The following is a 25,099-nucleotide window of genomic DNA, read 5'->3' as shown; positions in this document are numbered from 1 at the left end:
TCTAGCTCCTCTTCAGGGTGAGGTTGAGGGTCGCGCCGTAGCGGCCCGCCGTGTCGGCGGTGATCCGGATGCCGTCCCTGACGGGGGCGGCGCGCACACCCGGGTCCGCCGAGGTGACGGTGAGACCGCGCACGGCCAGTTCGACGGAGACCGTGCTCCGCAGCTGGGTCGGGTCGGACAGGGACACCGTCACCGCCTTGCCGTCCGGGCGCACCAGCACGGAGGCGGGACCGTCGGCCTTCAGCTCCTGGGCCGAGCCCGCAGCCCAGAAGTTGGCGGCCAGGAGGCCGTCCGCGCAGCGGCGTACCGCGTGCACGGCGGTGGAGCGGGCCACCAGCCGCACGGGCGGGGCCACCGACCACAACCGGGTGCGCTCGGCGGAGGCGGCCGGTGCCTGGAGCCAGAAGTAACCCGCGTCGGCGGGCGCCGTCCCGTGGTCCTGCCACAGCGTCAGATAGGGGCGGGTGACCGGTGTGTCCGTGCCGTACTTGAGGTTGATCTCCCGCCAGGTCGCCGTGCGGTCCTCCCGGAGCCCTCTGAGCGTGACGGGCTGGGGGAAGACGTAACCACCGGTCCCGGCGACGTGCAGCCAGCTGACCCGGTCGAGCTGCGCCGACCAGCCCGCGCCTGTGGGCGCCGCCGCACCGTTGACCAGGAGGGCCGCCGCCGGGTCGCGCAGTTTGCGGTTCTCGACGACCGTCTCGGCCGTGCCCGCGTCGGCGGTGATGCCGGATCCCACGCACGCGATCACGTCGTCCAGGCAGAACCAGCTCTTCAGGCCCCGCAGCGAACTTCCGTACGCCCGCAGCTCCATCCCGTACGCGCCGAGCGTCGTCCCGGGCAGTGCCGTGCCGCCCGTCCAGTCCGCCGTGCTCGTCGTGCGCTGTCCCGCCGCGTTCGCCGGCCGGCCCGCGATGACGGTCGTACCGGGGAGCCGTGCCGGGTCCACGGTCGGCCAGTAGTCCTCGCTGTAGTGCCCGAGGTCGTCCGTGTGGAGCAGCACCATGCCGTCGGAGAGGTGCCAGCCGTGCAGGTTCTCGTTCTGGATCGACTCGTAGTTGTAGATCCGGGTGGAGTACGCGGAGATGCCGAGGGCGAACGAGGGGCGGTGGTGCGCCGCCTTGTCCATCCGGGGGTGCTGCTTGTGGGCGACGAGCGGACCGCGTGCGGGGACGGGCGAAGCGATGACCTGCCGGGCGGCGACCAGCGAGGCCAGGTCGGTGACGGCGAGGAAGTCCCGGTAGGTGTCCTCGGCTATCCACTGCTTGACCAGGGCTGTGAAGCGCTCGGCGGTCTCCCCGGGGAACCCGGGGATCAGGCGCAGCACCGCCTCGATGACCGTCTGCGCCGAGGCGTGGCCCTGCTTGCTGGGGCGGGCGATCTCGCGTCCGCACACCGAGGCGAGGACGTCACCCCGGGCGAGCAGCGGGTCGAAGCCCTCGTCCACCCAGACGCGCACGTTGTCGAGATCGGGATCGGTGACCGTCCAGGCCGTACCGGCCAGCAGGTTGAGCAGCCGGGAGAGGTTGTTCAGCAGTTCCTTGCCGTAGCCGCCGGTGTACGGGTGCTTGTAGTGCTGGAGGAACGAGCCGTCCGAGTAGAAACCCTCGCCCGTGCCCTGCGCGGCCGCGCCCGCGTCGTTGAAGGCCAGGACGCTGTTGGCGCCCGAACCCTCGACGTCCGAAAGAGCGTCACGGACGCGGGCCAGGGCGTCGCCGTCGTCCAGCAGCACGGCGTTGACCGCGACCACCGTGGAGATCCACACGCGGTTGGCACCGGTCGCGATCTGCCGGTCGGCGCGCCACAGGTTGGGGTCGGGCGTGTAGTGCCGTACGGCGGTGGTGATCCGGGTGAGCCGCTCCGCGCCGAGCGTGTCGTACAGGAGCACCGTCGCGTCGTTGAGCGCGAGCGCCGAACCGATCTCCCAGTCCCAGTCGTTGTCGAAGCGGGTGTGGCCGGGCCCGTAACGATGCGCCAGCATCCAGTCGATGCCGCCGAGCAGCAGATCGCGCAATGCCGTGTCGCCGTACTGCGGGGTGCCGGGTACGGCCCACGCGGTCGCGATCGTGGCGAGCCGCTTGAACGACGTCGTCACGTGGTTGGAGAGCGTGGTGCTCGTCAGATCGGGGAACAGCCCGTCGGTGGCGGCCGGGTCGAGGCCCTTCGCGGCGGTGGCCGCTGCCCTGCCGATCCGGGCGACCGCCGCCGCGATCCGCGCGTCGGCCAGGTCGAGCCCGGGGCCGCCGGTGAGCAGGGTGTGCCAGCGGCCGCGCAGCGCGGCGGCGTCCCCCACGGCGGCGTGCGCGGTGCCCGCCGAGAGGGAGACGGGCAGGGCGACTGCAGCGCCGAGCGCGGCCGCCGTGGCCAGGACGGTACGCCGGGTGGTGCCTGGATTCATGATGGTGGCCCTCACAGGAGGTGTCGGCGGTCGACTGCCGCGGCGAGCGCGGTATGACCGGAGGGATTGGGGTGCAGGCCGTCACCGCTGTCGTACGCGGGCAGCAGACGCGAAGGGCGTCCGGGATCGCGGAGCGCGGTGTCGAAGTCCGCGAGGGCGTCGAAGACCCGGCCGGTGCGCAGCGTGCGGTTGATCCGCTGCCGGACCGTGTCGAGCTCCGGGGTCCAGCGGACCCACCCCTCGAACGGGGCGATGGTCGAGCCGACGATCCGCAGCCCGGCGTCGTGGGCGCGCAGCACCAGCTGCCGGTATCCGGCCAGGAAGAGGGCCGGGTCGGTCTGGCCGGGCGGCTGCTGGAGGTCGTTGACGCCGAGGTGCACCAGGACGGTGCGCAGCCCCGGCAGCGGGAGGACGTCCCGGTCGAAGCGGGCCTGTCCACCGGGCCCGAACCGGGCGTCGTTCAGCAGCAGCCGGTTTCCGCTGATCCCCAGATTGGCGACGGCCGACCCGGGAAGCCGCCGGGCCAGCTGATCCGGCCAGCGCATGTCGGCGTCGTCCGGGGTCCCGACTCCTTCGGCGATGGAGTCGCCGAGCACGGCGAGGACCGGGCCGTCGGCACCCGTCGTCTCGACACCCGTCAGCAGGAGCACGGACGTGGTGCGCACCCCGTCGACCGTGTGCGAGGCGTGCGTGTTGCGGTGGAAGGACAGCGGTCCGGTGGGGCCGGGCAGCCGCGTCTCCACGGCCAGCCGCGCGCCTTCGGAGACCCGCAGTCCCTCGACCTGATCACTGGTGAGCGAGGCGCCGGCGGCCAGCCATGCCTGCGGCCGGCCGTCGAACGTCACCGGGTGCCCGCCCGCCGTCACGGGACCGACCAGGATCGGCACGGCACCGAACGCGTTCCCGTACCGCAGCCTGACCTGACCGCCCGCGGACAGCCTGACCACCGCCGTGTGGACGCCGTCGGTCAGACCCGCGCTCGCCACGACGTCGGTCGCCGTCGGCGCGGTCTGCGCCGTCGCCCAGGACGTGGCCCACCGCGAGCGGGCCGCCCCGGACCGCTCGGCCGCCTGTGCGCCCGGAGCGGCCACGGCCACCGCCGCCACCCCGGCCATCCCGGCCGCCGCCGTCAGGATCCCGCGTCTCGCTGGGCTGCGGCCGCTCACTGGGGGCACGCGCCGGTCGGGTTGTACTCGCTCGCGTACGTGCCCACCGCGTCGCCGCCGGTGTTCGAGCTCATCGTGTTGGTGCAGACAGGGCCCTGCGGGGTCCGCATGAACTTGATGCCGCCGCCGGCGTTCCCGGTGATGGTGTTGCCGTAGACGCTGGTGTCGATGCCGTCGGTGGCGGTGTCCCCACCGAGCCGGATGCCCGCGCCGGCGTTTCCGTGCACGGTGTTGTAGCGGAAGATGTTGCCGCTGCCGCGGGCGTCGAGCCCGCCGGAGCTCGCGTCCTTCTGGCCGGTGCAGTCGTTGTACTCGACGTAGTTGACGGTCGAGTTCTCCTTGACGTCGACACACTCGTTGCCCTGCGTGTCGATCGTGTTGTGGTGGATGCGGTTGTTCCTGCTGATGTCGGCCGCCGCGTCGGGTGCGCCGTTCGCCCCCTGCTGCTCGGGGGCCGTGCCGAGGTAGATGCCCTCGCCGTTCTTGCCGCCCCCGCCGAACCGGAAGTCGGCGACCCCGCAGTTGGTGATGGTGTTGCCGTTCACCTCCGCCCCGGTGATGAGGTAGCGCAGCCGCAGGCATTCGTCGGCGGCGTTCTTGAGGGTCATCCCGGTGATGTGGAGCGCGCCCACTCCGTTGCCCGGAGTCGTGCTCATGACATAAATGAGCTTGAGGCGGTAGCCCGCCACCTCCGCGGACGAGCCGTGCAGCCCGTCCACGGTGAAGCCGCTCAGCGTCGTCGAGTCGTGCTGGACCTGGATGATCCGGGCCCCGCCCGCACCCTTCACGATCGCGTTCGACGGACCGGTGAGCGTCACCCCGGCGCGCTTGGTCACCACGTCCTGCCGGTACGTGCCGGCTGCGAGGTTCACCACCGCACCGGTCGGGGCCACGTCCATGGCCTTCTGGATCGTGGCGAACGGGGCGCCCGCCGACGTACCCGCGGCGGCGTCACTGCCGGACGGTGCGACGTAGTACGCCGTCGCCGCCTCGGCCGCGACCGAGGCGGTAGGGAGGGCGAGCGGCGCGAGAGCGGCGGCCAGCGCGGTGGCGAGCACGGTGAACGAGTGATGCCTCATGGGGTGTGCCTCCTTGGGTCTGCGAAGGACAGAGCGAGCAGTACGGGGATGCTGGGCCCCAGAAGCAACGGCCCCAGCGGTACGACGAGCGAGAGCAGCACGGCGGAGACCACCGCGCCGAGCAGGGCGGTGCCACGGGCCGCCGATCCGAAGCCCAGGGCCAGGGCACCGGGCGACCAGGAACGCACCGAGCCGTCCGGCGCCCGGCCCGCCTCGGCGGCGAGTGCCACATGATGGATGACGAACGCGGCCGCGATCCCGGCCTGAGCGGCGAGCACCACGAAGGTCCAGGGCTCGGAACGGCCCAGCAGGTACGTGATGTTCGCCGCGAGGACCGCCGCCACGACGGTGGACAGCAGCCCGTGCCGCCACAGCGCCCGCCAGTACCGGGGGAACGCGGACAACGCGTTGGCGAAGCAGCGGCTGTCCCCCTCCTCGCGCCACCGCTGCAGGGCGTGGCCCATCGCGGCGAGCGCGGGCAGCCACGTCACCACCCCCAGCGACAGCAGGGTGAACGCGGCGCCGGCGGCGGCCGGGTAGGCCACGAACTCCAGCCGCCGCAGCAGCGTCGGCCATCCCGACGAGAGGGTTGCCCGCATGGTTTCAGCCGACCTTTCCTGTGTACGGCTCCGCGACGTCGAGGAGCACACGGCCGTTCAGCTCCAGCCGCGTGGCCCGTACGACGTACGGGGCGCCGGCCGCGGAGAGGAGCACGGCCGCCGCGTCGGCGTCGACCGTCGCCGTACGGACGCGGCGGCCGACGGGGGAGAGCAGCACGGTCTCCTCCCCGTTCTCGAAGCTGACACCGTGACCTTCCACGCAATCGGCCCGCTCGGCCCGGCACGACGCGCCGGGCGTGATCGTGGTGAGGAACCGGGCCCGCGACGACCTGGCTGTCGTCGAACGAAGCGTGTGCAGCGTGCGGGTGAGCCGCAGCTCCGGCGTGCTGGACGTCGGATTGGCCTCCACCTCCGTGACCCCGGATGCGACCGTCCCGCCGGGCGGTGCGAAATGCCGCACCCGGGCCACTGCCGAACCCGTGCGGATCAGCCGGGTGCCGTCGGGCAGCGCCTCGGTCGGCCGGTCCGTCTGGAGCAGGAACGTCCACTCCCGTCCCTCGTCCGCCTCGGCGAGATCGAGCAGCACCAGCCGCCCGGCAGGGGTGAACACCAGGGACCGGTCGAGGCGCCGGACCCCCAGACCGGCGTCGTACATCGCGGCGATCTCGGCGGTGGAGTGCGCCCACCCGCCCTCGGCGTCGACCAGCACGTCGCGCTGCCGGGCCTGCCGCTCGAACGGGATGTCCTTGTAGACGTGGTAGCGGTCCTCGTCGGCGTACCCCTGGCCGTCGACCAGGAGCAGATTGTGGTGCGCCGCCCGCTTGCGGTTGCTGTAGCCCTCGTCCACCGCGAGGAACGCGCCCTGCGAGACCAGCACGAAGGAACCCGAATCCGGGTGGTGGTGCCCCTGGTTCAGGGTTTCCCAGCCCAGCTCCGCGCGGTGCTTCTCCGCCGTCTCCCACGCCCGGTGCCCACCGCCGGGACTCGCCTTGAACGACACCATCGTGGCGTCGTCCTCCCAGCCGGTCCTGGCAGCCAGCAGCCCCAGATCGGGGAAGAACGCCCGGGTCTCGGTGGGACGAGCGGCCGGCACCGACGGGTCGTACCAGAGGTACTCCAGATACGCCTCCGGCAGGATTCCGGGCCGCACCCCGCTCTCGGCCGCCTCCTGCCACAGCAGTTCACCCGACGCCAGATCACCCATCCACTGGGCCTCCGCGATGCCGTACTGAGCGGCCAGCCGGTAGTACAGCCCGGCACTGTGACCGCTGCGCCGGTCGTGGCAGTCGCCGTGGTCGATGACGAACGCGAAGCCGGGAGCCGTCTGGTGCAGGCGGTAGCGGAAGGTGCGGGAGAGGAAGTCGCCCCGTCCCCACCAGTCGATGCCCTCGGCCTCCTGCAGGAGATCCAGATGGGCCGCCAGGAACGGGACCCCGTAACGCCAGTACACGACGCCCTCGGCATGTGAACCGTCCTGCGGCATCAGGTCCAGGACCCGGCCGAGATTGTCCTTGGCGCGCTCGGTCCACTCCTCCTTGCCCAGCACGTAGCCGGCCGTCGCCAGTCCCGCGTAACAGATCCAGTTGTGGTTCTGCCAGTACGACGACGACCACCAGCCGCCCTCGCTCGCCACCGCGAACTCGTACATCCGCCGCCCCTGGAGCAGCAGCTTGTACTTCAGCAGTGCCCGCAGTCCGTCCGGCAGGTCGTCACCGATCCACCGGTGCACGAGTGACAGGTGGTGGAGCAGCCAGCCCGCGTCCAGGTCGTGGTCGGGCATGTGGGCCCTGCCCCAGTGCGGCAGCCGGACCGCGGCCTCGATCCAGCGGATGCTCTCCGTCAGGTGCGCCCGGTCGCCGCCGACGCGGTAGGCCAGCGCCGGGTTCGAGGCCGCCGGCCCCAGCCAGGTGATGCTTGCCAGGGGGTGGGTACGGGGAGGGGTCAGCCCGCGATGACGGGCCGCCTCCTCGTACAGCCTGGCCTCCCGGTCCGGGCGCGGTCCGGGCGGCGGGGTCGCCGACAGCAGCAAGGATCAGCCCTCCGTCCGGAAGCGCGCCGAGGAGCCGTCGGCCAGTTCGACCGTCAGCTCCTCGCCGTCCAGGCGTACGGCGCTGACCGCCGGACCGGCGGACGAGGCCTGGTACACCGAGGCCAGGACGACCCGGTCGGCGTCGGCGGTGAAGTCGACCCGGGTGCGGGTCCGCTGGGGGTCGTCCGCCGGCCCGGGGCCGGGTACCGCCACCGGACGGACGGGGACCCCGCCCGTGTGGGTGTGCCAGCCGTGCAGGGTCTCCTCGCCGTACCAGGTGGTGCGCAGCGGCCCCGTGGCCTGTGTCTGGACGTCCAGCGCCGTGCCGGGACGCAGCTGCGCGGTGATGCGGCGGGACTCCGTGCCGGTGACCGTCAGCAGGTCGACCAGATAGCAGGAGCCGAGCGTGACGCCACGGACCGCGCGCACTCCCTCGTACGCCGCCGTCACCTCGGCGGTCACCGAGCGGCTGTCCGAGCCGACCAGTTCTCCCGCGCACTCGGCCTGTTCCGCGCCGTCCACCCGGAACGTCGGGTGGGCGGCGGTCGAGGCGTACAGGTCCCTGAACTCTGCGTGCGCGTAGGGGACCTGCCCCGGGTCGGGCTGCCACGGGGTGTTGTCCCCGTACAGGTACAGCGACAGCTTGTCGCGATGTCCGTGCGAGCCGCCGTGCGGACCGAAGTCCAGCAGCGCGTGGATGCCCGCTCCGCGCAGGACTCCGTAACCGGCGGACGCGAACACCGTCACCGGACCGGGCGCCGCACGCTCCGGCAGCGGGGGACCGGCGAACCAGCCGGCCAGCTCGCCGTCGAGTCCGTCGTCCGCCGTGCCGAGCTCCGAGCGAGCCCGCGCGGCCACCGGCTCCAGTGCGGTCGACGGCACCAACTGCTGCGCCAGTGCCACGAGTTCGAGCCATTCGAGGGCGAGCGGGGCGCGCAGGTACGGGCCGTCGTGCAGGGCGGGCAGGATGCCGCCGGGCGTCGCGATCGTCGCCAGGACGTCCGTCATGCCGGCCAGAACACCCACGACGTCGGAAGGGATGTCCGCGGGGTCGGTGGAGCGCAGCGCCAGCAGCGCGGCCCGCAGCACGAACCCGTGGTAGTACGTGCTGCCCTCCCACTCCCAGCCGTCATCGGCCACCGCGACCCGCAGGTGGGCGTACAGCCCGTGCTCGCCCGACAGCCACCGCTCGCCGCCGCCCCAGTCCCGGCCGCGCACGGCCGCCGCCGCGCGACTTGCCGCGCCACCCGCCGCGTTGAGCCAAGCCGTGTAGTTGGACGCGAGCTGACCCTGGCCCGTCAGCACGGTGCGGGCGTCGAGCGCCGCCCGCTCCAGCTCGTCCAGCAGCGGAAGGACCGCCCACAGGTCGTCGGTGTCCTTCTCGGCCAGCGTGATCACCGTGTGCCCGATGTTCACCGCCCAGATGGCGTCCGTAAGCGCCTGGTGGAAGAGCCGGCCACGCAGCATCCAGGTCTGCGCCTCGCCGTGCCGCTCGGTGGCGAGCTCCCCGTACAGACCGGTGTACTCGACGAGACGGGCGACGGTCCCGGCACGCTCGCCCCGGTGGGCCAGCACCCGCAGGTGCCGGGCCCACGCCTGGTGCGACAGCACCAGCCAGGCACCGCGCACCGCCTCGTCGTCCACCCGGCAGCCGTGCGCACACCGCGCACCGCCGTCCGGGAAGACCCCGGCGAGCAGATCACCGTGGTCCAGCTCCACTCCGTGCGCCGGGCAGACGTACGCGTGCCACCAGCCGCCCCGCTCCCGCGCGATGCGCCTCAACGCGGCCACACGCCACCGTCGATGTCGACCGTGGTGGCCGTGAGGAAGCCGGACGCCGGCGAGGCCAGGTGGACGACCGCCGAGGCGACGTCCTCGGGGGTGCCCGCCCGGCCGACCGGGATCCCCGCCTCCATGGACTGCTGGGCCTCCGGTGCGGTGAACGTGTCGTGGAAGGCGGTGCCCTTGATGAAGCCGGGCGCGACAGCGTTGACCGTGATGCCCGTACCGGCCAGCTCCTTGGCCAGGCCCTTCGTGAAGCCGCGCACGCCTGCCTTGGCAGCGGCGTACGCGACCGAGCCGGGGCCGCCGCCGTTGTGCGCGGCAAGCGACGACATCGTGATGATGCGGCCCGCCTGCGACTCCGTCAGGTGGGGGAGTGCGGCCCGTACCGTGCGGAACGCGGATGTCAGGTTGACGGAGAGGACCTGCTCGAAGTGGTCGTCGGTCATCTCGGCGATCTTCGCGCGGCCGATCAGATGGCCCGCGTTGCAGACGAGGACGTCGAGGCCGCCGAGGAAGCCGGCCGCCTCCTCGACGAGACGGTCCACGTCCGGGGTCACCGTCACATCGGCCCTGAACGCCTTCGCCCTGCGGCCCAGTGCCTCGATCGCGGAGACCGTCTGCGCGGCCTCGTCGGCGGAGGCGTGGTAGTGGACGGCGACGTCGGCGCCGGCCTCGGCAAGGGCGACGGCGATGGCCCGGCCGATGCCGTGGCCCGCCCCCGTCACCAGTGCGCGGGAACCGTGGAGATCAGCAGACATGGGTGAAGCCCTTTCGATCATTCGATGGCCGGCCGGAGGGCCGGTACCGGTCACTTGAGACCGGCGGTTGCGAAGCCCTGCACGAAATAGCGCTGGCCGATGAGGAAGAGCACGACCATGGGGAGGGTGGCCAGCGTGGTGCCGGCCATCAGGAAGTGCCATTGGGTGCCGTTCTCCGTCTTGAAGACGGAGAGCCCCACCTGGATCACCCGCAGACTGTCGGTGCGGGTCACCAGCAACGGCCAGAGGAAGTTGTTCCACGAGGACTCGAAGGTCAGCAGCGCCACCGTGGTGAGCGCGGGCTTGACCTGCGGCGTCATGATCTGGGCGTAGATCCGGAACTCGCTGAGTCCGTCGAGCCGCGCCGCTTCCTCCAGTTCCACCGGCAGGTCGAGATAGAACTGCCGGAAGAGGAAGACCGCGAACGGCGTCACCGCGCCCGGGATGATCAGCGCCCACCAGGTGTCCAGCCACCCGCTGCCGCCCTGGCCGAGGATGTCGTTCCCGCCGGCCAGCGGCATGAAGCGGACGATCAGGAACTCCGGCAGCACCTTGGTGTACGTCGGGATCATCAGCGCCGCGATGAAGAGCAGGAAGATCACCTCGCTGCCGCGGAACTTGATCCGCGCCAGCGCGTATCCCGCCATCGAGGCCACCAGCACGTTGAGCACCGTGTGGCTGATCGCGATGACGAAGCTGTTGCGGGCGTAGGTGGCGAACGGCGCCGCCTCCAGAGCGTCGAGGTAGTTCCCGAACTCCCAGTGTTCCGGCAGCAGTCCGGCGTCCTGCGAGGCGATCTCCACCGGCGTCTTGAGCGAGGTGAGGATCATCCAGACGAACGGCACCACCATCAGCAGGGAGATCACGGACAGGGTCACGTAGAGCGCGATCCGTCCGGCCGGGACGGGTGCGCGGCGCGGCCGCGGTCGCGCCGCGGGTACGGGTTTCTGCAGCTCAGTTGTGGCCACGGGTGCCTCCCATGATCCGCCGGTTCACCAGGGTGAAGCCCATCAGCAGGACGAACAGCACCAGCGACTGCGCGCAGGCGTAACCGACGCGGAACTCCCGGAAGGCGGATTTGTAGATCTCGTACGTCATCATCGTGGTGCTGTTGGCGGGTCCGCCGTCGGTGAGGATGTAGATCTGGTCGAACGACTGGAACGCGCTGATCATCGAGGTGATGAGCACGAAGAACGTGGCGGGCTTCAGCAGCGGCAGTGTGATCGAGAAGAACTGCCGCACTTTCGACGCGCCGTCCACCGACGCAGCCTCGTACAGCTCCTTCGGCAGGGACTGCAGCGCGGCCAGATAGATGAGCATCTTCATGCCGATGCCCTGCCAGATGCCGACCAGGATCACCGAGGGCATAGCCCAGGTGGTCGAGTTGAGCCAGGCCGGACCGTCGATGCCGAGGAACGCCAGCAACGCGTTGAGCAGACCGTTGCCCGGGTTGTAGATCCACAGCCAGACGAGGGCGATCGCGACGGTCGCCGTGACCTGCGGCAGGAACACCGCCGTACGGAAGATGCCGCGGGCCTTGAGTCCGGTGTGCAGGGCCAGCGCCAGCAGCAGACCCAGCAACATGCCGAACGGCACGGTGAAGAAGGTGTAGATGATCGTGTTGACGACGGACTTGCGGAAGACCGCGTCGTCCAGCATGTCCCGGAAGTTGTCCAGACCCACGAACTGCGGCGCCGTCAGCACGTCGTACTTCGTGAAGGCCAGGGCCACCGAGGCCACGACCGGCAGGCCGATCCACAGCGAGGCGTGCAGCAGCGCGGGCGCCACCATGAGCATGCCTGCCCGGCGCCGGCGCCGGCCCGGGCCCGTGGGGGTCCGGCCGGCGCGCCGGGGCGCCGCTTTCTCAGGGGGTGAAGGCGGCCGCGCGGGGCGTGCCTTCACCACGGATGTCGCTCCCACAGTGACGGGTCCTTACATCCGGCCGATCGCGGCCTCGGCGAGGCGGCCGAGCTCGGCGATGGCGTCCTTCGCCGACTGGTCGCCCACGATGGCGGGCTCCAGCGTCGGCTTGATCTTTTCGCGGATCTCCATCCAGGCCGCGGTGCCGCCCTCCGAGACGGCGTGCTCCAGGCTCTGCAGAGAGAGATCGACGAACTGGTTCTCCTTCACGTAGCTCGTGTCGTCGAGGTCCCGCAGACCGGGCACCGAACCCCGCTGCTCGGCCGCCCCGAGGATCGACTCGGGCGACGCGAGGTACTCGACGAGGGCGAGTGCCGCGGCCGGATGCCTGGAGCTCGCGGAGCGGGAGACGAGCGTGCCGCCCTGGAGCATCGCCGGCCTGCGGTTGGCCAGCACGAACGCACCCAGCTTGTCGCCCTCGATCAGCTCCGGGTTCTGCTCCGTGACCTGCCTCCACAGCGCACTGGTCGACATCATCATCGACGCCCTGCCGGTCTGGACGTTGGACGGGGAGCCGGCGTCCGTCTTCTTCGCGTAGTCGGCCGAGCCGTCCTTGACCAGGTCCTTGAAGAACTGGAGCGCCTCGACACCCCGGGAGTCGGTGAACAGCACCTTCCTGCCGTCCTCGCTGAAGAGCCGGCCGCCGTTGGCGAAGAGGAACGTCTCCCAGCACTGGCGCAGATCGATGGAGAACGGGTCGAAGCCGATCCGGTCGCCCGTCGTCAACTGCTTCGCGACAGCGCGCAGTTCGGCCCAGGTGGCGGGGGTCATCTTGATGCCTGCCTCGGCGAAGTGGTCCTTGCGGTAGACCACGATGCGGGTGTCGAGGACGACCGGCAGGGCGTACAGCTTGCCGTCGTGACGCGACGGGTCGAGCACCCGCTCCTCGTAGTCGTGCGCGGCGGCGAGCTTCTCCGGCAACTCGGCGATCGCCTTCTTGGCGGCGAACGGGGGGATCCAGCCGACCCCCATCATCAGCACGTCGGGCAGCAGTCCGCCCGCGAGGCCGGTGGTGATCTTCTCGTTGAGCTGGGCGTACGTGGTGTAGTCCACGTTCACCTTGACGTCCGGATACTTCTTCCGGAACCCGCCGAGGATCTTCTGCTCCAGCAGGGTCTTGCCGTCGGAGCCCTCGAAGATCGGGGTGAGCAGCGTGATCTCACCCTCGGCCGGGCCGTCGGCCGATCCGGAAGCGGTGGACCCGGTGCCGCAGCCCGTGAGCGCGGCAGCGGTACCCGCACCGATCACGGCGAGCAGTGATCGTCTGTTGAGTTCCATGTGACACCCCTTTTGAGGTGGAGGTTGTGGATCGATCCAGTCATGTCACCCCAGGTATGGCTGGGAAGCGCTGGTAAATCGATGCACTGATGCTAGGAACGCCGTGAGAGTGGCGTCAACAGCTGATGCACAAGAATTTTCAGGGATGTTAACGGGTGTACCGGTGGAGTGTGTTCAGTAAATCGGTACACTGGCCGGGTACGGCGTTCCGAACCGGAGGTGGCATGAGCGGGGCAACGATTCATGAGGTCGCGGCAGCGGCGGGGGTGTCCGCGAGCACGGTCTCCAACGTGCTCAACGGGCGTACCGACCGTATGCAGGCAGCCACCCTGGCCCGCGTCGAGCAGGCCATCGAGCAGCTCAGCTACCGGCCGAACCGGGCCGCGAGGATGCTGCGCACCGGCCGGATCAAGGTCATCGGTCTCATCGTGCCGTCCGTCGCGAACCCCTTCTGGGGCTCCCTGGCCCGCGAGTTGGAGGCCATCGCGCTCGCCGAGGGCTATCACGTGCTGCTCTGCAACAGCGAGCGCGACCCGGCCCGTGAGCTCAAGTACGGCGAGGAACTGCTCGCGGACGGGGTGAGCGGAGTGGTGCTCTGCTCCTCGCTGCCGTCGCTGGACCACATGACGCCGCTGCTCAGCCGGGGCCTGAGGATGGTCGCCTTCGACCGCACGGCGCAGGCGGGCGACCCGCCGTCGCTGGCCAGCATCAGCGTGGACAACGCGATGGGCGCCGAGCTCGCCACCCGCCACCTCATCGAGCTCGGCCACCGCAGGCTGGCGTTCGTCTCGGGTTCCGTCAACAGCGTCAACCGCCGTGAGCGGCTGCGCGGTTTCCGGTCGGCCCTGGAGTCGGCGGGCCTCGATCCGGCCGACGCGATCGTCTGGCCGGGGGCCGGGACGACCGAGTTCGGCGACAAGGACGCCGCCGAGCTGGGGCGCAACGCGGCCCGGGAACTGCTGTCCGGACCGCGCCCGCCCACCGGGTTCGTCGCGATCAACGACATGTGCGCCATCGGTATCTGCCGGGGTGCCAAGGACGCCGGGCGCACGGCGGGGCAGGACGTCTCGGTGGTCGGCTTCGACGACATCCTGCTCGCGGACCTCTTCGAACCACCGCTCACCACCGTCCGCCAGCCGCTGCCGGAGATGGCGGCGGAGACGTTCCAGCAACTGCGCGCCCGCATCGACTCGGCGCCGGTGGCCGGGCGTTCGCTGCTGATCCGTCCACGCCTGGTGGTACGTGAGTCGACGGCGCCGGTCGAGGTGGCGGTGCCGGCTCCCACACCCGAACCGGTCGCGTGAGGGACGGGTCCCGCGGCGCGGACGTCATGCCCTCAGCCGCCGGGCGGCGCAGGCCCCCGCCCTGAACCGGGGGGCGAGGGGCCCGTCCGCCGACCTCAGTCCGCCGAGACCGTCCAGCCCACCGCCTCGATCCGCCGCCGATCGCCGGGCCGCGCCTCGTTGAAGACCGTGCGCCCGCCGTCCTCGACGCGGAGGGAGTCCACGTACACACCGCGCCCCACGTACAGCCGGTCGGTGCTGTACCTCCATCGCAGCCGCACCTCGGTTCCGCGCCAGGCAGCCAGGTCCGCGTCGAGGCGGTGCCAGACGCGGCCGGACCAGCCGGACGCCGAACCCGTGGGGTGCGGCACCGGGCGGGGGTTCTGGGCGTCGTCGTCGCGCAGCGTCGTGAACGGCACCGGCTGCCAGCTCGCCCCCGCGTCCGCCGAAGCCTCCAGATACACGCCGTCGGCCCCTGGCTCGGTGTCCCACCACAGCGCACAGCTCAGCCGGGCACGGTCGGACGCCGGGCGCAGGGCGGGCAGGGACAGGGTGGCGGTCGCGGTGCTCGCCATCCCGGAGAACCAGGCCGTGCGCCCCGCCGCGGGACTGACGGCGACGGCCCGTGCCATCTGGTTCGCCGCCGCGACCCGGGGTGCGCTGCCGGACCGCCAGCTGCGCACCGGGTGGACGGAGTTGCCGAGGACGATCAGGAACGAGTCCGTCGTCGGGTCGAGGACGAGGCTCGTGCCCGTGAACCCGGTGTGCCCGGCGCTGCGTGGCGTGGCCATCGCGCCCATGTACCAGTGCTGGTAGAGCTCGAAGCCGAGACCGTGCTCGTCGCCGGGGAAGGCGGTGTTGAAGTCGGTGAACAACAGCTCCACCGAGTCGTCGGAGAGGATGCGGGACCTGCCGTAGACGCCGCCGTTGAGCAGCGTACGGGCGAGGATCGCCAGGTCCCAGGCGCAGGAGAAGACACCGGCATGGCCGGCGATCCCGTCCAGGCTGAACGCGTTCTCGTCATGGACCTCGCCCCAGACGAGGCCACGTTCCAGGCCCGACCAGGGCAGCCGGGCATCCTCGGTGGCGGCGATCTTCGGCTTCCAGGTGGCGGGCGGGTTGAACCGCGTGCGGTGCATCCCGAGCGGAGCGGTGATCTCTTCGCGGAGCAGGACATCCAGAGCGCGGCCGGTGATCTTCTCGAGGACCAGTTGCAGCGAGATCAGATTGAGGTCGGAGTACAGGTACGCGGTGCCCGGCGCACTGGCAGGCACCTCCTTCCACAGCAGTGCCAGCTTGCCTTCCCGGGTCGGCTCCTTGAAGAGCGGGATCCAGGAACGGAAACCCGAGGTGTGCGTGAGGAGCTGACGGACCGTGACGGCCTGCTTGCCGCCGCCCGCGAACTCGGGAAGGTACGAGGCGACGGTCGCTTCCAGCTCCAGCCCGCCCCGCTCGATCTGCTGGACCGCCAGCATCGAGGTGAACAGCTTCGAGACCGACGCCAGGTCGAAGACCGTGTCCTCGGCCATCGCGATCTGCTGGTCCGCGGGGAACTCCACGCCGCTGTCGGTCTTCTCGTCGTACGCCGCGTAGCGCACCGCCTTGCCGATCGGCCGGTGCAGTGCCACCGTGCCGCCCCGTCCCGCGAGGAGCACCGCACCCGCGTACCAGGGGTGCTTGGGCGAGTCGGCGAGATACTGCTCCGCATCGGCGACGAGCTGGTCCAGTGGCTCCTGGAGAAGTCCGGCGCGCTCGGCGGAACCGCGACGCAGTGTGGGCCGCCCCGTACCTGATCCCATGCCTCCGGCCTCCGCCCCTGTGCTCGGCGCCTGCGCGCCGGATGCTGCCGCGTTCCGCTGCGCGCCTGCCGCCGTCCCCGCGAAGGGAATCGGTGCGAGGGCGAGCGCGCCGCCCAGGGCCAGTATCCCGCCGCCCAGCCTCCGGCGGCTGACTCCCGCGCCCGCCGCGCCCCCCACGTCTGCTGAGTCCGTCGTGTACTTCGCGTTCCTCGCGTTCCCCGCGTCCTCGGTCATCCGGAACCCCTCTCCCATCCTGTAGAAGCACGTGCGCGAAAGTAACTTTCGAAATCTCGTCCGGCAGTGAAACTTCCTGCCGCCGCAGAGATTACTGTCACCGCCCACGCCCCGTACGCCCCTGACGGAACAAAGAATCTGACACAACGTCAGAAAACCTCTTCCCTCGCCCGCCCGGCTGCGGCATCCTGCCGCCCATGGAGACGGAGCTGAGCAGGAACCTGGGGATCGAGCACGCCATCTTCGGCTTCACGCCGTTCCCCGCCGTGGCCGCGGCCATCACCAGAGCGGGCGGACTCGGCGTACTGGGGGCGGTGCGCTACACCGCTCCCGACGACCTCGCGCGCGACCTCGACTGGATGACGGCCCATGTGGACGGCAAGCCGTACGGCCTCGACGTCGTCATGCCGGCCAAGAAGGTCGAGGGGGTGACGGAGGCCGACGTGGAGGCGATGATCCCCGAGGGGCACCGCCGCTTCGTCCGGAAGGTCCTGGCCGAACACGGGGTGCCCGAACTCGCGGAGGGCGAGGCATCCGGCTGGCGTATCACCGGCTGGATGGAGGAAGTGGCCCGCAACCAGCTGGACGTGGCCTTCGAATACCCGATCAGACTGCTCGCCAACGCGCTGGGCTCCCCGCCCGCCGACGTCATCGCGCGCGCCCACGCCCACGACGTCCTCGTCGCCGCGCTCGCCGGAAGCGCCAAGCACGCCCGCCGGCACGCCGAGGCGGGCATCGACATCGTCGTCGCGCAGGGGTACGAGGCCGGTGGCCACACCGGTGAGATCGCCTCCATGGTGCTGGTGCCGGAGGTCGTCGACGCCGTCGGCCCCCTCCCCGTACTCGCCGCCGGAGGCATCGGCAGCGGCGAACAGGTGGCCGCCGGACTCGCACTCGGAGCCCAGGGCGTCTGGCTCGGTTCCCTCTGGCTCACCACCGAGGAGGCCGACCTCCACTCCCGCGCGCTGACCCGCAAACTCCTCGACGCGGGCTCCGGCGACACCGTCCGCTCCCGAGCCCTCACGGGCAAGCCCGCCCGCCAGTTGCGTACCGAATGGACCGATGCCTGGGACGACCAGGCAGGACCCGGCACCCTGCCCATGCCGCTCCAGGGCCTCCTCGTCGCCGACGCCGTGTCGAGAATCCAGAAGTACGAGATCGGGTCACTGCTCGGCACACCGGTCGGCCAGATCGTCGGATCGATGAACACCGAGCGCAGTGTCCAGGCCGTCTTCGACGACCTGACCCGCGGTTTCGAACGCGCCGTGGACCGCATCAACCGCATCGCCGGACGGAGCGCCCGGTGAACCAGCCCCCCAACGGATTCTGGGCCCAGGCCGCAGCCGACCCCGGCCGTACGGTCCTCGTCGCACCGGACGGCGAGCGCTGGACGGCGGGCCGGCTGCACGCCGCCGCCAACCGGATGGTCCACGGCCTGCGGGCCGCAGGACTGGGCCGCGGTGACGCGTTCGCCGTGGTCCTGCCCAACGGTCCCGAGTTCTTCACCGCCTACCTGGCCGCCAGCCAGGCCGGCTTCTACCTCGTGCCCGTCAACCACCACCTCGTCGGCGCGGAGATCGCCTGGATCGTCTCCGACTCCGGCGCCAGGGTACTGATCGCCCACGAGCGCTTCGCCACCGCCGCGACCGCCGCCGCCGACGAGGCGGGGCTGCCCGCGAGCCACCGCTTCGCCGTCGGCGCGCCCGCCGGATTCCGCCCGTACGAGGAACTGCTCGACGGACAGCCTGACACCCCGCCCGACGACCGCACCCTCGGCTGGGTCATGAACTACACGTCGGGAACCACGGGCCGCCCACGCGGCATACGCAGGCCGCTCTCCGGGAAGCTCCCGGAGGAGAGCCATCTCGGCGGATTCCTCGCCATCTTCGGCATCCGGCCGTTCGACGACAACGTCCACCTGGTCTGCTCGCCGCTCTACCACACGGCCGTACTCCAGTTCGCGGGCGCTTCCCTGCACATCGGACACCCCCTCGTCCTGATGGACAGGTGGGCTCCGGAGGACATGCTGCGCGCCATCGACACCCACCGCTGCACACACACCCACATGGTGCCGACCCAGTTCCACCGGCTGCTCGCCCTGCCCGCCGAGGTGCGTGAGCGCTACGACGTGTCGGCGATGCGCCATGCCATCCACGGGGCCGCGCCCTGTCCGGACCACGTGAAGCGCGCCATGATCGACTGGTGGGGCCGGTGTGTCGAGGAGTACTACGCGGCGAGCGAGGGCGGTGGCGCGTTCGTCACGGCGGAGGAGTGGCTGAAGAAGCCCGGCACGGTCGGCAGGGCCTGGCCCATCAGTGAGCTGGCCGTCTTCGACGACGAGGCCAACCGCCTTCCGGCCGGTGAACTCGGCACGGTCTACATGAAGATGAGCACGGGCGGCTTCAGCTACCACAAGGACGAGACCAAGACGGCGAAGAACCGCATCGGCGACTTCTTCACCGTCGGCGACCTCGGCATCCTCGACGAGGACGGCTACCTCTTCCTCCGCGACCGCAAGATAGACATGATCATCTCGGGAGGCGTCAACATCTACCCCGCGGAGATCGAGGCCGCACTCCTCACCCATCCTGCCGTGGCCGACGCGGCGGCCTTCGGGATCCCGCACGCCGACTGGGGGGAAGAGGTCAAGGCGGTCGTCGAACCGGCCGAGGGCCACGAGCCCGGCGACGCACTCGCCGCCGAGATCCTCGGCCACTGCGAAGAGCGGCTCGCCGGATACAAGCGGCCCAAGAGCGTCGACTTCGTCGAGGCGATGCCCCGCGACCCCAACGGCAAGCTCTACAAGCGCCGACTGCGCGAACCGTACTGGGAGGGCCACGCGCGCGCCATGTGACGTGTTGACCGACGAGGACCCGCCCGGCGCCTCGGCGCCGGACGGGTCCTTTGCGTACGCATGGCCGAGCGGCTACCGGCCCTCGCGCACCCGCACCACGCGCAGGTCCGGCGAGCGCGCGATGTCCCTCTCGCAGAAGCGGGACGTCACCCAGCGCTCACCCGAGAACAGTTCCGTCTGGTCGCTGTAGTGCGGCGACGCCGCGTTCGAGGACTGGGAGTACGTGAGCAGCGTGCGCGCCACCGGGCACGCGCTGCCGTTCCAGCCGACCGCCTGGATGTAACTGGAGCCGGCCGAGACCTCGGTGTAGCCGCCGCCTGCCGCGTTCCACACGGGCTCGGTCTTGTTCCAGATCCCCAGCGACTCCGTTCCGCCGCCGACCGGGATGCGCTTCCCGTTCCGTACGACGAACTGGTGGCCGCCCAACGGCGCGTCCAGAGCCATTCCGGCGGTCCGCAGCTCCGTCACCGCGTCGGCGAGGGCCGCGGTGACGCCCGGAGCCGACGTGTTCAGGGTGTGGGGCGTGCGGACCGGGTCGGCGGCCGAGTAGGGCACCTTCCACAGCTGGGCCGCGGGCACGGCGCTCGCCTTGCGCCAGAAGCGGTCGAACAGCAACGCGCCCCGGCTGCCGGTGTCCACGCTCCGGTCCCAGGCCCGCAGGACGGGACACGCCGCCGAGACATCGACAAGGGCGCCGTTCCCGCCCCTCGCCACCCCGCCGGGCAGCGCCGCGCAGGCTTTCGCGAGGTCGGCGGCGACCAGATCACCGGCGGGCGCCCGGTTCGCGAACTGCTGGCGCTGGAGGTCCGAGACGGTGAGCCGCCCCTTCTCCGCCATGGCCGCCACGTCCTCGATCGCCCCGCGGGTCCGCATCGACCGCTGCGTCCCGGTCGTACCGAAGACCCGCTCGTAGCCGGTCAGCGGCTGCCCGGCGTTGGTCAGCCAGGCGCTGTCGTTGGAGTTCTCGACGTACGAGGTGTCCTTGAGCGTCGGCATCCGTCCCGGTCCGAAGATGCCGGGCTGCACCGCGTCCGGGTCCGAGCCGAGCGCGCACTCGCTCCGCGAACCGTCCAGCACGGCGAGACCCGACGAGGGGTAGGTGGCCTTGCCGAGCGGGGTGGAGCAGCGCTGCGCCAGGTCGTCGGTGATGCGTGGCAGCACCTGCGACTGGGAGAAGAACGAGTGCCCCGAGGAGTCGGCGGCGACCGTGTTCACCCACGGCAGGCCCTGCGTCCGGCGCAACGCGGCCTCGACGCCGGCCGTGGTGCGCGCCCTGCTGAAGCCGAGCGCGGTGTCGGATGCGCGCAGGTTCGTGGCGTTGGGGTCGTTGAGCGCGTACGCGGACGTCGCCGTCCACGGCAGCGGCAGCCCGGCGCCCAGCGCGGTGACGACCGGGCCGTACCGGGTCCACCACTGGGTACGGGTCACCGGGGCGCCGTCCTTCACGGGCGCCGTGACCGTACGCTTCGTCATCCGCTCCGGCCTGCCGTCCACGAGGTAGACGGTCGGGTCGGCCGGATCGAGGGTCAGCTGGTGCAGATTGAGCGTCACGCCCGTCGCGACCGTGTGGCTCCACGCGATGTTCGCGTTGTGCCCGATGGACATGGTCGCGGAGCCCAGCAGCGAGGCCCCCGCCACGTTCAGCTCGCCCGGGATCGTCTGCTGCGACTGCCAGAACCTGCGCCCGCCCTGCCACGGGTAGTGCGGATTACCGAGCAGCAGCCCGCGCCCGTTCGCCGTCGTCGCGCCGTTGAACGCCACTGCGTTGGAGCCCATGTCGGCGTTCTGCGTGGACAGCAGACGCTGCGCCGCCTCGGCCGCGTCGTCCGGCCGGACAGCCGGGGCGACGGCGGTGGCGGCAGGCGGCGTGGCCGCCGTTATCCCGTCGATCCCACGCCCCTGCCCGCCCAGCACCGACAGGGCGAAACTTCTCACCGCGACGTCCAGCTGAGTGACGGGGCGCACCCATGACGCCCCCCGGCAGGCCGGATCGGTGATCCGGTTCTGCGCGATCCACGCGTTGTACCCGGCCGCCCAGCCGCGCATCATCTCCTTCGCGTCGCGGCTCGGTCCCTGCGGAGCGGGCAGCTTCAGGAGTTCTTCCACCGTCCCGCTGTCCCGCACCCCACGGAAGTACAGGTCGCTGGAGAGGTTCTTCGTCGCGGACGACAGGGAGCCGTCGGGCGCGGCGTCCGCGCCGAACTGCCGCGACCGCTCGCCGCGCACCGTGAGGAACCCGTCGGCCAGGACACACACCTGATCCGCCGCCTGCGCCCACCCGGTGCCGAAGCCCAGATTCGCGTAGTCCCTGGCCACGATGTGCGGGATGCCGTACTCGGTGTACCGGACGACGGCCGACAGGCCACCGCCCGAAGGGTGCCGGCTCGGCGAGGTGCCGGCCGCGGCCGGTGGCAGCGACGCCGAGACGGTCAACAGGGCGAGGCCGGAGACCGCGAGGAGTCTCAGACGATTACGGAGGGGCAAGGGTCCTCCCAACTGTGCGGGCGAGAAGAGCGGTTGCCCGGGGCATCCGGGCAGCCATGCGCCACTCAGCCAGCACACCCATGTACCTGTCAACCGTCTGGTCGGTATCCCGGGTCTTGACCACCGGCACGAGGCCGCTCAGGATCGCGCCATGACAGGTGTACGCAGCAGCACAGTCGACGGCGTCGTGACCCGCAGCGCACGGCGCACCCCCGGACGCACCGCCGTGCGGTACGCGGACCGGATCTGGACCTACGAGGCGCTTGACGCGGCGATCAGCACGGCGGCCGCCGTCCTCACCGGCGAGCACGGTCTGAGCCCCGGCGACCGGGTCGCCGCGTACGCGCACAACTCCGACGTCTACCTGATCGGCTACCTCGCCTGCGCACGGGCCGGGCTCGTGCACGTCCCCGTCAACCAGAACCTCACCGGTGACGACCTGACGTACATCCTCGACCAGTCGGGCAGCGCGCTGGTCCTCACCGACCCCGCCCTCGCGGAGCGGCTCCCGGCCGCCTGTTCCGTACGAGCGCTGCGCGACGCCCCGGACTCGCTCCTGGACCGGCTGAGCACGCCCCTCCCGTTCACCCCGGAGCGGGAGCCGGCCGCCGACGACCTGGTCCAGCTGCTCTACACCTCCGGGACCACCGCCCTGCCCAAGGGCGCGATGATGACGCACGGTGCGCTGGTGCACGAGTACGTCAGCGCCGTCACCGCCCTCGGGCTCGCCGCGACTGACCGGCCGGTGCACTCGCTGCCGCTCTACCACTCGGCCCAGATGCACGTGTTCCTGCTGCCGTACCTCGCGGTCGGCGCCGAGAACACCATCCTTGACGCCCCGGACGCGGGCCGGATCTTCGACCTGGTCGAGGCCGGGCAGGCGGACAGCCTCTTCGCCCCGCCCACCGTCTGGATCGGGCTCGCCAACCGCCCGGACTTCGCCACCCGGGACCTCGGCGCACTCCGCAAGGCGTACTACGGGGCGTCCATCATGCCGGTGCCCGTACTGGAACGGCTCAGGGAACGGCTGCCCGGCCTCGCCTTCTACAACTGCTTCGGCCAGAGCGAGATCGGCCCCCTCGCCACCGTCCTCGGCCCCGACGAGCACGAGGGGCGGATGGACTCCTGCGGCCGCCCGGTGCTCTTCGTCGAGGCGCGCGTGGTCGACGAGGACGGCAAGGAGGTCCCCGACGGCACGGCGGGCGAGGTCGTCTACCGCTCCCCGCAGCTCTGCCACGGCTACTGGGACAAGCCGGAGGAGACCGCGGAGGCGTTCCGCGACGGCTGGTTCCACTCCGGCGACCTGGCGGTCCGCGATGCCGAGGGCTTCTACACGGTCGTCGACCGGGTGAAGGACGTCATCAACTCCGGTGGGGTCCTGGTCGCCTCCCGGCAGGTGGAGGACGCGCTCTACACCCATCCGGCCGTCGCCGAGGCGGCGGTCGTCGGACTGCCCGACGACCGCTGGATCGAGGCCGTCACCGCCGTCGTCGTACTGCGCGGGGAGGCGACCGAGAGCGAACTGCTCGCGCACGCCCGCGAGAAGCTCGCCCACTTCAAGGCCCCGAAGAGGGTCCTGTTCGTGGACGAACTCCCGCGCAACGCCAGCGGAAAGATCCTCAAGAGGGAACTGCGCGACCGGTTCGCCTGAGGGCTGTCCCCCGCCAGGGATCGCGGGACAGCCCTCACGGCCGCTCGGGAAGACCGCCGCGGCCCGTGGCGCACCGGTCCGGAGCCGCGTTCCGGCGAGGCGCCGGACCGTCCTGTGTGACCGCCGGCATCCGTGGGCCCGCAGATGCCCGGCCCGAACCGGACGACAGGCCCTAGCCCGTTCGCCGTCCCTCCGGTGATGTCCCCCTTTTGCGGGTCTCCGTGCCGGTGACCTGCGCAAGCAGGGAGCTGCTGCGCCTGACGGAGTGACATGTGCGCCGTCACGTCCTGTTGCGGATGTGACGGGCTGTCGGTTGCCTCGGATACGGAGCACAGCAGAGGCGCCGCGCAGACAGGCCGGCCCCTGCACCCGTTGGAGGAGCAACATGCGCAACACACGAATCGGTGCGGGCATCGGTCTGGTCATCGGTGCCCTCGGTCTGTCGGTCCCGGCGGCTGTCGCCGTCGGCAGCCCCGCCAGTGACTCAGGTATGCACATCCGCTCGGGGAACGGTTCCCCGGGCTCCACGGTCACCGTCTCCACCAGGGCCTGCGGCTCCGAGACATACGGCAAGGGCACGTCGGAGGTGGCAGGCGCGTTCCACCTGTTCAAGGGGGACCGCAAGGGAGAGCTCGTCGGTACGTTCAAGATCCCGTTGGAGGCCGAGGCGGGAGTCGACACCGTCATCCTCAAGTGCCCGCCGCGGATCAAGATCACGGGTACGTACAAGGTCACCGACCGGATCCCGAGCGGAGCGGTCGCTGCCGGCTTCGGGGCCGCCACGGACAAGGGCACCCAACTGGCCGTGGGCGGTGTACTGATCGCCGGAGCCGCGGCCGGTGGCGTGATCAGGGTGCGCCGTCGCATGAGCGGCGTCCGGACCTGACGGACGCCGATTCCTTCCGCCGGCCCCCGGACGCCGTGTCCGTCCGGGGGCCGCGAAGGTCCGGCGCCCGGTTCGTGCCGGGCCTCGCGGGCCCCGGCGCGAACCGACAGGCGCACCGGGCCCCACCACCCCACCCGCTGCGAAGCAGAGGCTCACACACGATGGAAAACGGGCGTACGACCGGCACGTCACCCCACTCGTTCACCCCTTCGGTCAAGCATCTGGCCGTGGCACTGCTGGTGGGTACCGCGCTGGTGATCAGCGGGACACGCGACGAGAAGCCGCCGCAGCCCTCGACGTCCCAGGCGTTCACCGCGCCCGTGGTTGCCCCTCCGAGCCGGAGCGGCTCGGTCATGCCCCCCGCCATCCAGCCGGCGCGGTCCTCCGTCGCCCAGTTGTTCACGGCTCCGGTACGTCCCGCTCCGAGCCGCACCGCCCTGGCCGCACCCCCCGCCGTCCAGCCGCTGCCCCCGTCGGATCCCGTACGGATCCACATCCCCGCCATCCGCGTGGACGCCCTCATGATGAAGCTGAAGCTCGACGCGGCAGGGGCGCTGGAGCCCCCACCGGTCGACAACCCCGCCCTCGCCGGCTGGTACGCCGCGGGCACGTCTCCCGGCTCGGTGGGGACGGCCCTCGTAGCGGGGCATGTCGACACGCGCGTCGGCCCAGGCGTCTTCCACGCTCTCGGCTCCCTCGCCAAGGGCGCCACCATCGACGTCGTCCGAGCGGACCTGCGCACTGCCGTGTTCACGGTCCGCGCCGTGGAGGTCTACGCCAAGAAGGACTTCCCGGACAAGAAGGTCTACGGCCCTTCCCCGCGACCGGAACTGCGGGTGATCACCTGCGGCGGAGGCTACGACAAGAAGACCGGATACGAGAGCAACGTCGTGGTCTACGCGACGCTGACCGCGGTGAAGGGGCGCGCATCCTGA

Annotated in this window: 18 protein-coding genes; 6 read left to right on the top strand and 12 right to left on the bottom strand. The window is 71.2% G+C overall.

Translation table 11 applies throughout. From position 1 onward, the window contains the following. Position 1: 1 nt before the first annotated feature. The 10 genes from AB0C82_RS30005 to AB0C82_RS29960 form a co-directional block, all read right to left on the bottom strand. Positions 2-2,398 carry a polysaccharide lyase 8 family protein gene (locus AB0C82_RS30005; RefSeq protein WP_362847932.1) on the bottom strand — a complete coding sequence of 799 codons (2,397 nt, stop codon included), beginning with the start codon at positions 2,396-2,398 and terminating at the stop codon, positions 2-4. Positions 2,399-2,409: 11 nt separating this feature from the next. After that, on the bottom strand, positions 2,410-3,564 hold the full coding sequence (locus AB0C82_RS30000) for an SGNH/GDSL hydrolase family protein (RefSeq protein WP_362847929.1): 1,155 nt from the start codon (positions 3,562-3,564) through the stop codon (positions 2,410-2,412). Next, positions 3,561-4,643, bottom strand: coding sequence for a right-handed parallel beta-helix repeat-containing protein (locus AB0C82_RS29995; RefSeq protein ID WP_362847926.1), 1,083 nt, complete (start codon positions 4,641-4,643; stop codon positions 3,561-3,563). Before AB0C82_RS29995 ends, AB0C82_RS30000 begins: the two co-directional genes overlap by 4 nt. Continuing rightward, positions 4,640-5,242, bottom strand: a complete 603-nt coding sequence (locus tag AB0C82_RS29990; RefSeq protein WP_362847923.1) for a YesL family protein — start codon at positions 5,240-5,242, stop codon at positions 4,640-4,642. Before AB0C82_RS29990 ends, AB0C82_RS29995 begins: the two co-directional genes overlap by 4 nt. Before the next feature lie 4 nt (positions 5,243-5,246). Beyond that, positions 5,247-7,232 (bottom strand): hypothetical protein, encoded by a 1,986-nt coding sequence (locus AB0C82_RS29985; RefSeq protein WP_362847920.1) that lies wholly within the window; start codon positions 7,230-7,232, stop codon positions 5,247-5,249. A 3-nt stretch (positions 7,233-7,235) separates the two neighbouring features. Continuing rightward, a complete protein-coding gene (locus AB0C82_RS29980) occupies positions 7,236-9,023 on the bottom strand; it encodes a heparinase II/III family protein (protein ID WP_362847918.1) in 1,788 nt (595 codons plus the stop codon). Beyond that, positions 9,011-9,775, bottom strand: coding sequence for an SDR family oxidoreductase (locus AB0C82_RS29975; protein WP_362847916.1), 765 nt, complete (start codon positions 9,773-9,775; stop codon positions 9,011-9,013). Before AB0C82_RS29975 ends, AB0C82_RS29980 begins: the two co-directional genes overlap by 13 nt. Positions 9,776-9,825: 50 nt before the next feature. Next, positions 9,826-10,743, bottom strand: coding sequence for a carbohydrate ABC transporter permease (locus AB0C82_RS29970; protein WP_362847914.1), 918 nt, complete (start codon positions 10,741-10,743; stop codon positions 9,826-9,828). Then, complete coding sequence (locus AB0C82_RS29965) at positions 10,730-11,566, bottom strand: sugar ABC transporter permease (protein ID WP_362847911.1); 837 nt, start codon at positions 11,564-11,566, stop codon at positions 10,730-10,732. The genes AB0C82_RS29970 and AB0C82_RS29965 overlap by 14 nt, the downstream gene beginning before the upstream one ends. A gap of 141 nt (positions 11,567-11,707) precedes the next feature. Continuing rightward, positions 11,708-12,973 (bottom strand): ABC transporter substrate-binding protein, encoded by a 1,266-nt coding sequence (locus AB0C82_RS29960; RefSeq protein WP_362847908.1) that lies wholly within the window; start codon positions 12,971-12,973, stop codon positions 11,708-11,710. 224 nt (positions 12,974-13,197) lie between these two features. Between AB0C82_RS29960 and AB0C82_RS29955 the strand changes: the two genes are divergently transcribed. Then, positions 13,198-14,277 carry a LacI family DNA-binding transcriptional regulator gene (locus AB0C82_RS29955; RefSeq protein WP_362847906.1) on the top strand — a complete coding sequence of 360 codons (1,080 nt, stop codon included), beginning with the start codon at positions 13,198-13,200 and terminating at the stop codon, positions 14,275-14,277. 95 nt (positions 14,278-14,372) lie between these two features. Here the strand turns inward: AB0C82_RS29955 and AB0C82_RS29950 are convergent, their stop codons facing one another. Continuing rightward, positions 14,373-16,289: a serine hydrolase gene (locus AB0C82_RS29950; RefSeq protein ID WP_362847903.1), complete on the bottom strand. Its 1,917-nt coding sequence runs from the start codon at positions 16,287-16,289 to the stop codon at positions 14,373-14,375. A gap of 197 nt (positions 16,290-16,486) precedes the next feature. Here AB0C82_RS29950 and AB0C82_RS29945 point away from each other — a divergent pair, with 197 nt between their 5' ends. After that, positions 16,487-17,596 carry a nitronate monooxygenase family protein gene (locus AB0C82_RS29945; RefSeq protein ID WP_362847900.1) on the top strand — a complete coding sequence of 370 codons (1,110 nt, stop codon included), beginning with the start codon at positions 16,487-16,489 and terminating at the stop codon, positions 17,594-17,596. After that, positions 17,593-19,143 carry an acyl-CoA synthetase gene (locus tag AB0C82_RS29940; protein WP_362847897.1) on the top strand — a complete coding sequence of 517 codons (1,551 nt, stop codon included), beginning with the start codon at positions 17,593-17,595 and terminating at the stop codon, positions 19,141-19,143. Before AB0C82_RS29945 ends, AB0C82_RS29940 begins: the two co-directional genes overlap by 4 nt. Positions 19,144-19,215: 72 nt before the next feature. Here AB0C82_RS29940 and AB0C82_RS29935 read toward each other — a convergent pair whose 3' ends face one another. Beyond that, entirely contained in the window at positions 19,216-21,627 is a 2,412-nt protein-coding gene (locus AB0C82_RS29935) for a penicillin acylase family protein (RefSeq protein ID WP_362847894.1), read from the bottom strand. Positions 21,628-21,778: 151 nt separating this feature from the next. Here AB0C82_RS29935 and AB0C82_RS29930 point away from each other — a divergent pair, with 151 nt between their 5' ends. The 3 genes from AB0C82_RS29930 to AB0C82_RS29920 all read left to right on the top strand — a co-directional run bounded on the left by AB0C82_RS29930 (position 21,779) and on the right by AB0C82_RS29920 (position 25,099). Next, the gene (locus AB0C82_RS29930) at positions 21,779-23,278 is read left to right on the top strand and encodes an acyl-CoA synthetase (protein WP_362847891.1); all 1,500 of its coding nucleotides are present in this window, start codon (positions 21,779-21,781) and stop codon (positions 23,276-23,278) included. A gap of 385 nt (positions 23,279-23,663) precedes the next feature. After that, positions 23,664-24,164, top strand: a complete 501-nt coding sequence (locus tag AB0C82_RS29925; RefSeq protein WP_362847888.1) for a sortase — start codon at positions 23,664-23,666, stop codon at positions 24,162-24,164. 161 nt (positions 24,165-24,325) lie between these two features. Next, positions 24,326-25,099 (top strand): class F sortase, encoded by a 774-nt coding sequence (locus tag AB0C82_RS29920; RefSeq protein ID WP_362847886.1) that lies wholly within the window; start codon positions 24,326-24,328, stop codon positions 25,097-25,099.

This window comes from Streptomyces sp. NPDC048560, assembly GCF_040650955.1.
Lineage (GTDB): Bacteria > Actinomycetota > Actinomycetes > Streptomycetales > Streptomycetaceae > Streptomyces.
The sequence above is the reverse complement of the archived record's forward strand: the minus strand, read 5'-3'. Positions and strand labels throughout refer to the sequence as shown.

Excerpts from the sequence above, each read along its gene's own strand:
- AB0C82_RS29925 (WP_362847888.1), top strand. The coding sequence starts at position 23,664 with ATGCGCAACACACGAATCGGTGCGGGCATCGGTCTGGTCATCGGTGCC.
- AB0C82_RS29990 (WP_362847923.1), bottom strand. The coding sequence starts at position 5,242 with ATGCGGGCAACCCTCTCGTCGGGATGGCCGACGCTGCTGCGGCGGCTG.
- AB0C82_RS29930 (WP_362847891.1), top strand. The coding sequence starts at position 21,779 with ATGACAGGTGTACGCAGCAGCACAGTCGACGGCGTCGTGACCCGCAGC.
- AB0C82_RS29920 (WP_362847886.1), top strand. The coding sequence starts at position 24,326 with ATGGAAAACGGGCGTACGACCGGCACGTCACCCCACTCGTTCACCCCT.
- AB0C82_RS29995 (WP_362847926.1), bottom strand. The coding sequence starts at position 4,643 with ATGAGGCATCACTCGTTCACCGTGCTCGCCACCGCGCTGGCCGCCGCT.
- AB0C82_RS29960 (WP_362847908.1), bottom strand. The coding sequence starts at position 12,973 with ATGGAACTCAACAGACGATCACTGCTCGCCGTGATCGGTGCGGGTACC.
- AB0C82_RS29950 (WP_362847903.1), bottom strand. The coding sequence starts at position 16,289 with ATGACCGAGGACGCGGGGAACGCGAGGAACGCGAAGTACACGACGGAC.
- AB0C82_RS29975 (WP_362847916.1), bottom strand. The coding sequence starts at position 9,775 with ATGTCTGCTGATCTCCACGGTTCCCGCGCACTGGTGACGGGGGCGGGC.
- AB0C82_RS30005 (WP_362847932.1), bottom strand. The coding sequence starts at position 2,398 with ATGAATCCAGGCACCACCCGGCGTACCGTCCTGGCCACGGCGGCCGCG.
- AB0C82_RS29945 (WP_362847900.1), top strand. The coding sequence starts at position 16,487 with ATGGAGACGGAGCTGAGCAGGAACCTGGGGATCGAGCACGCCATCTTC.
- AB0C82_RS29965 (WP_362847911.1), bottom strand. The coding sequence starts at position 11,566 with ATGGTGGCGCCCGCGCTGCTGCACGCCTCGCTGTGGATCGGCCTGCCG.
- AB0C82_RS29955 (WP_362847906.1), top strand. The coding sequence starts at position 13,198 with ATGAGCGGGGCAACGATTCATGAGGTCGCGGCAGCGGCGGGGGTGTCC.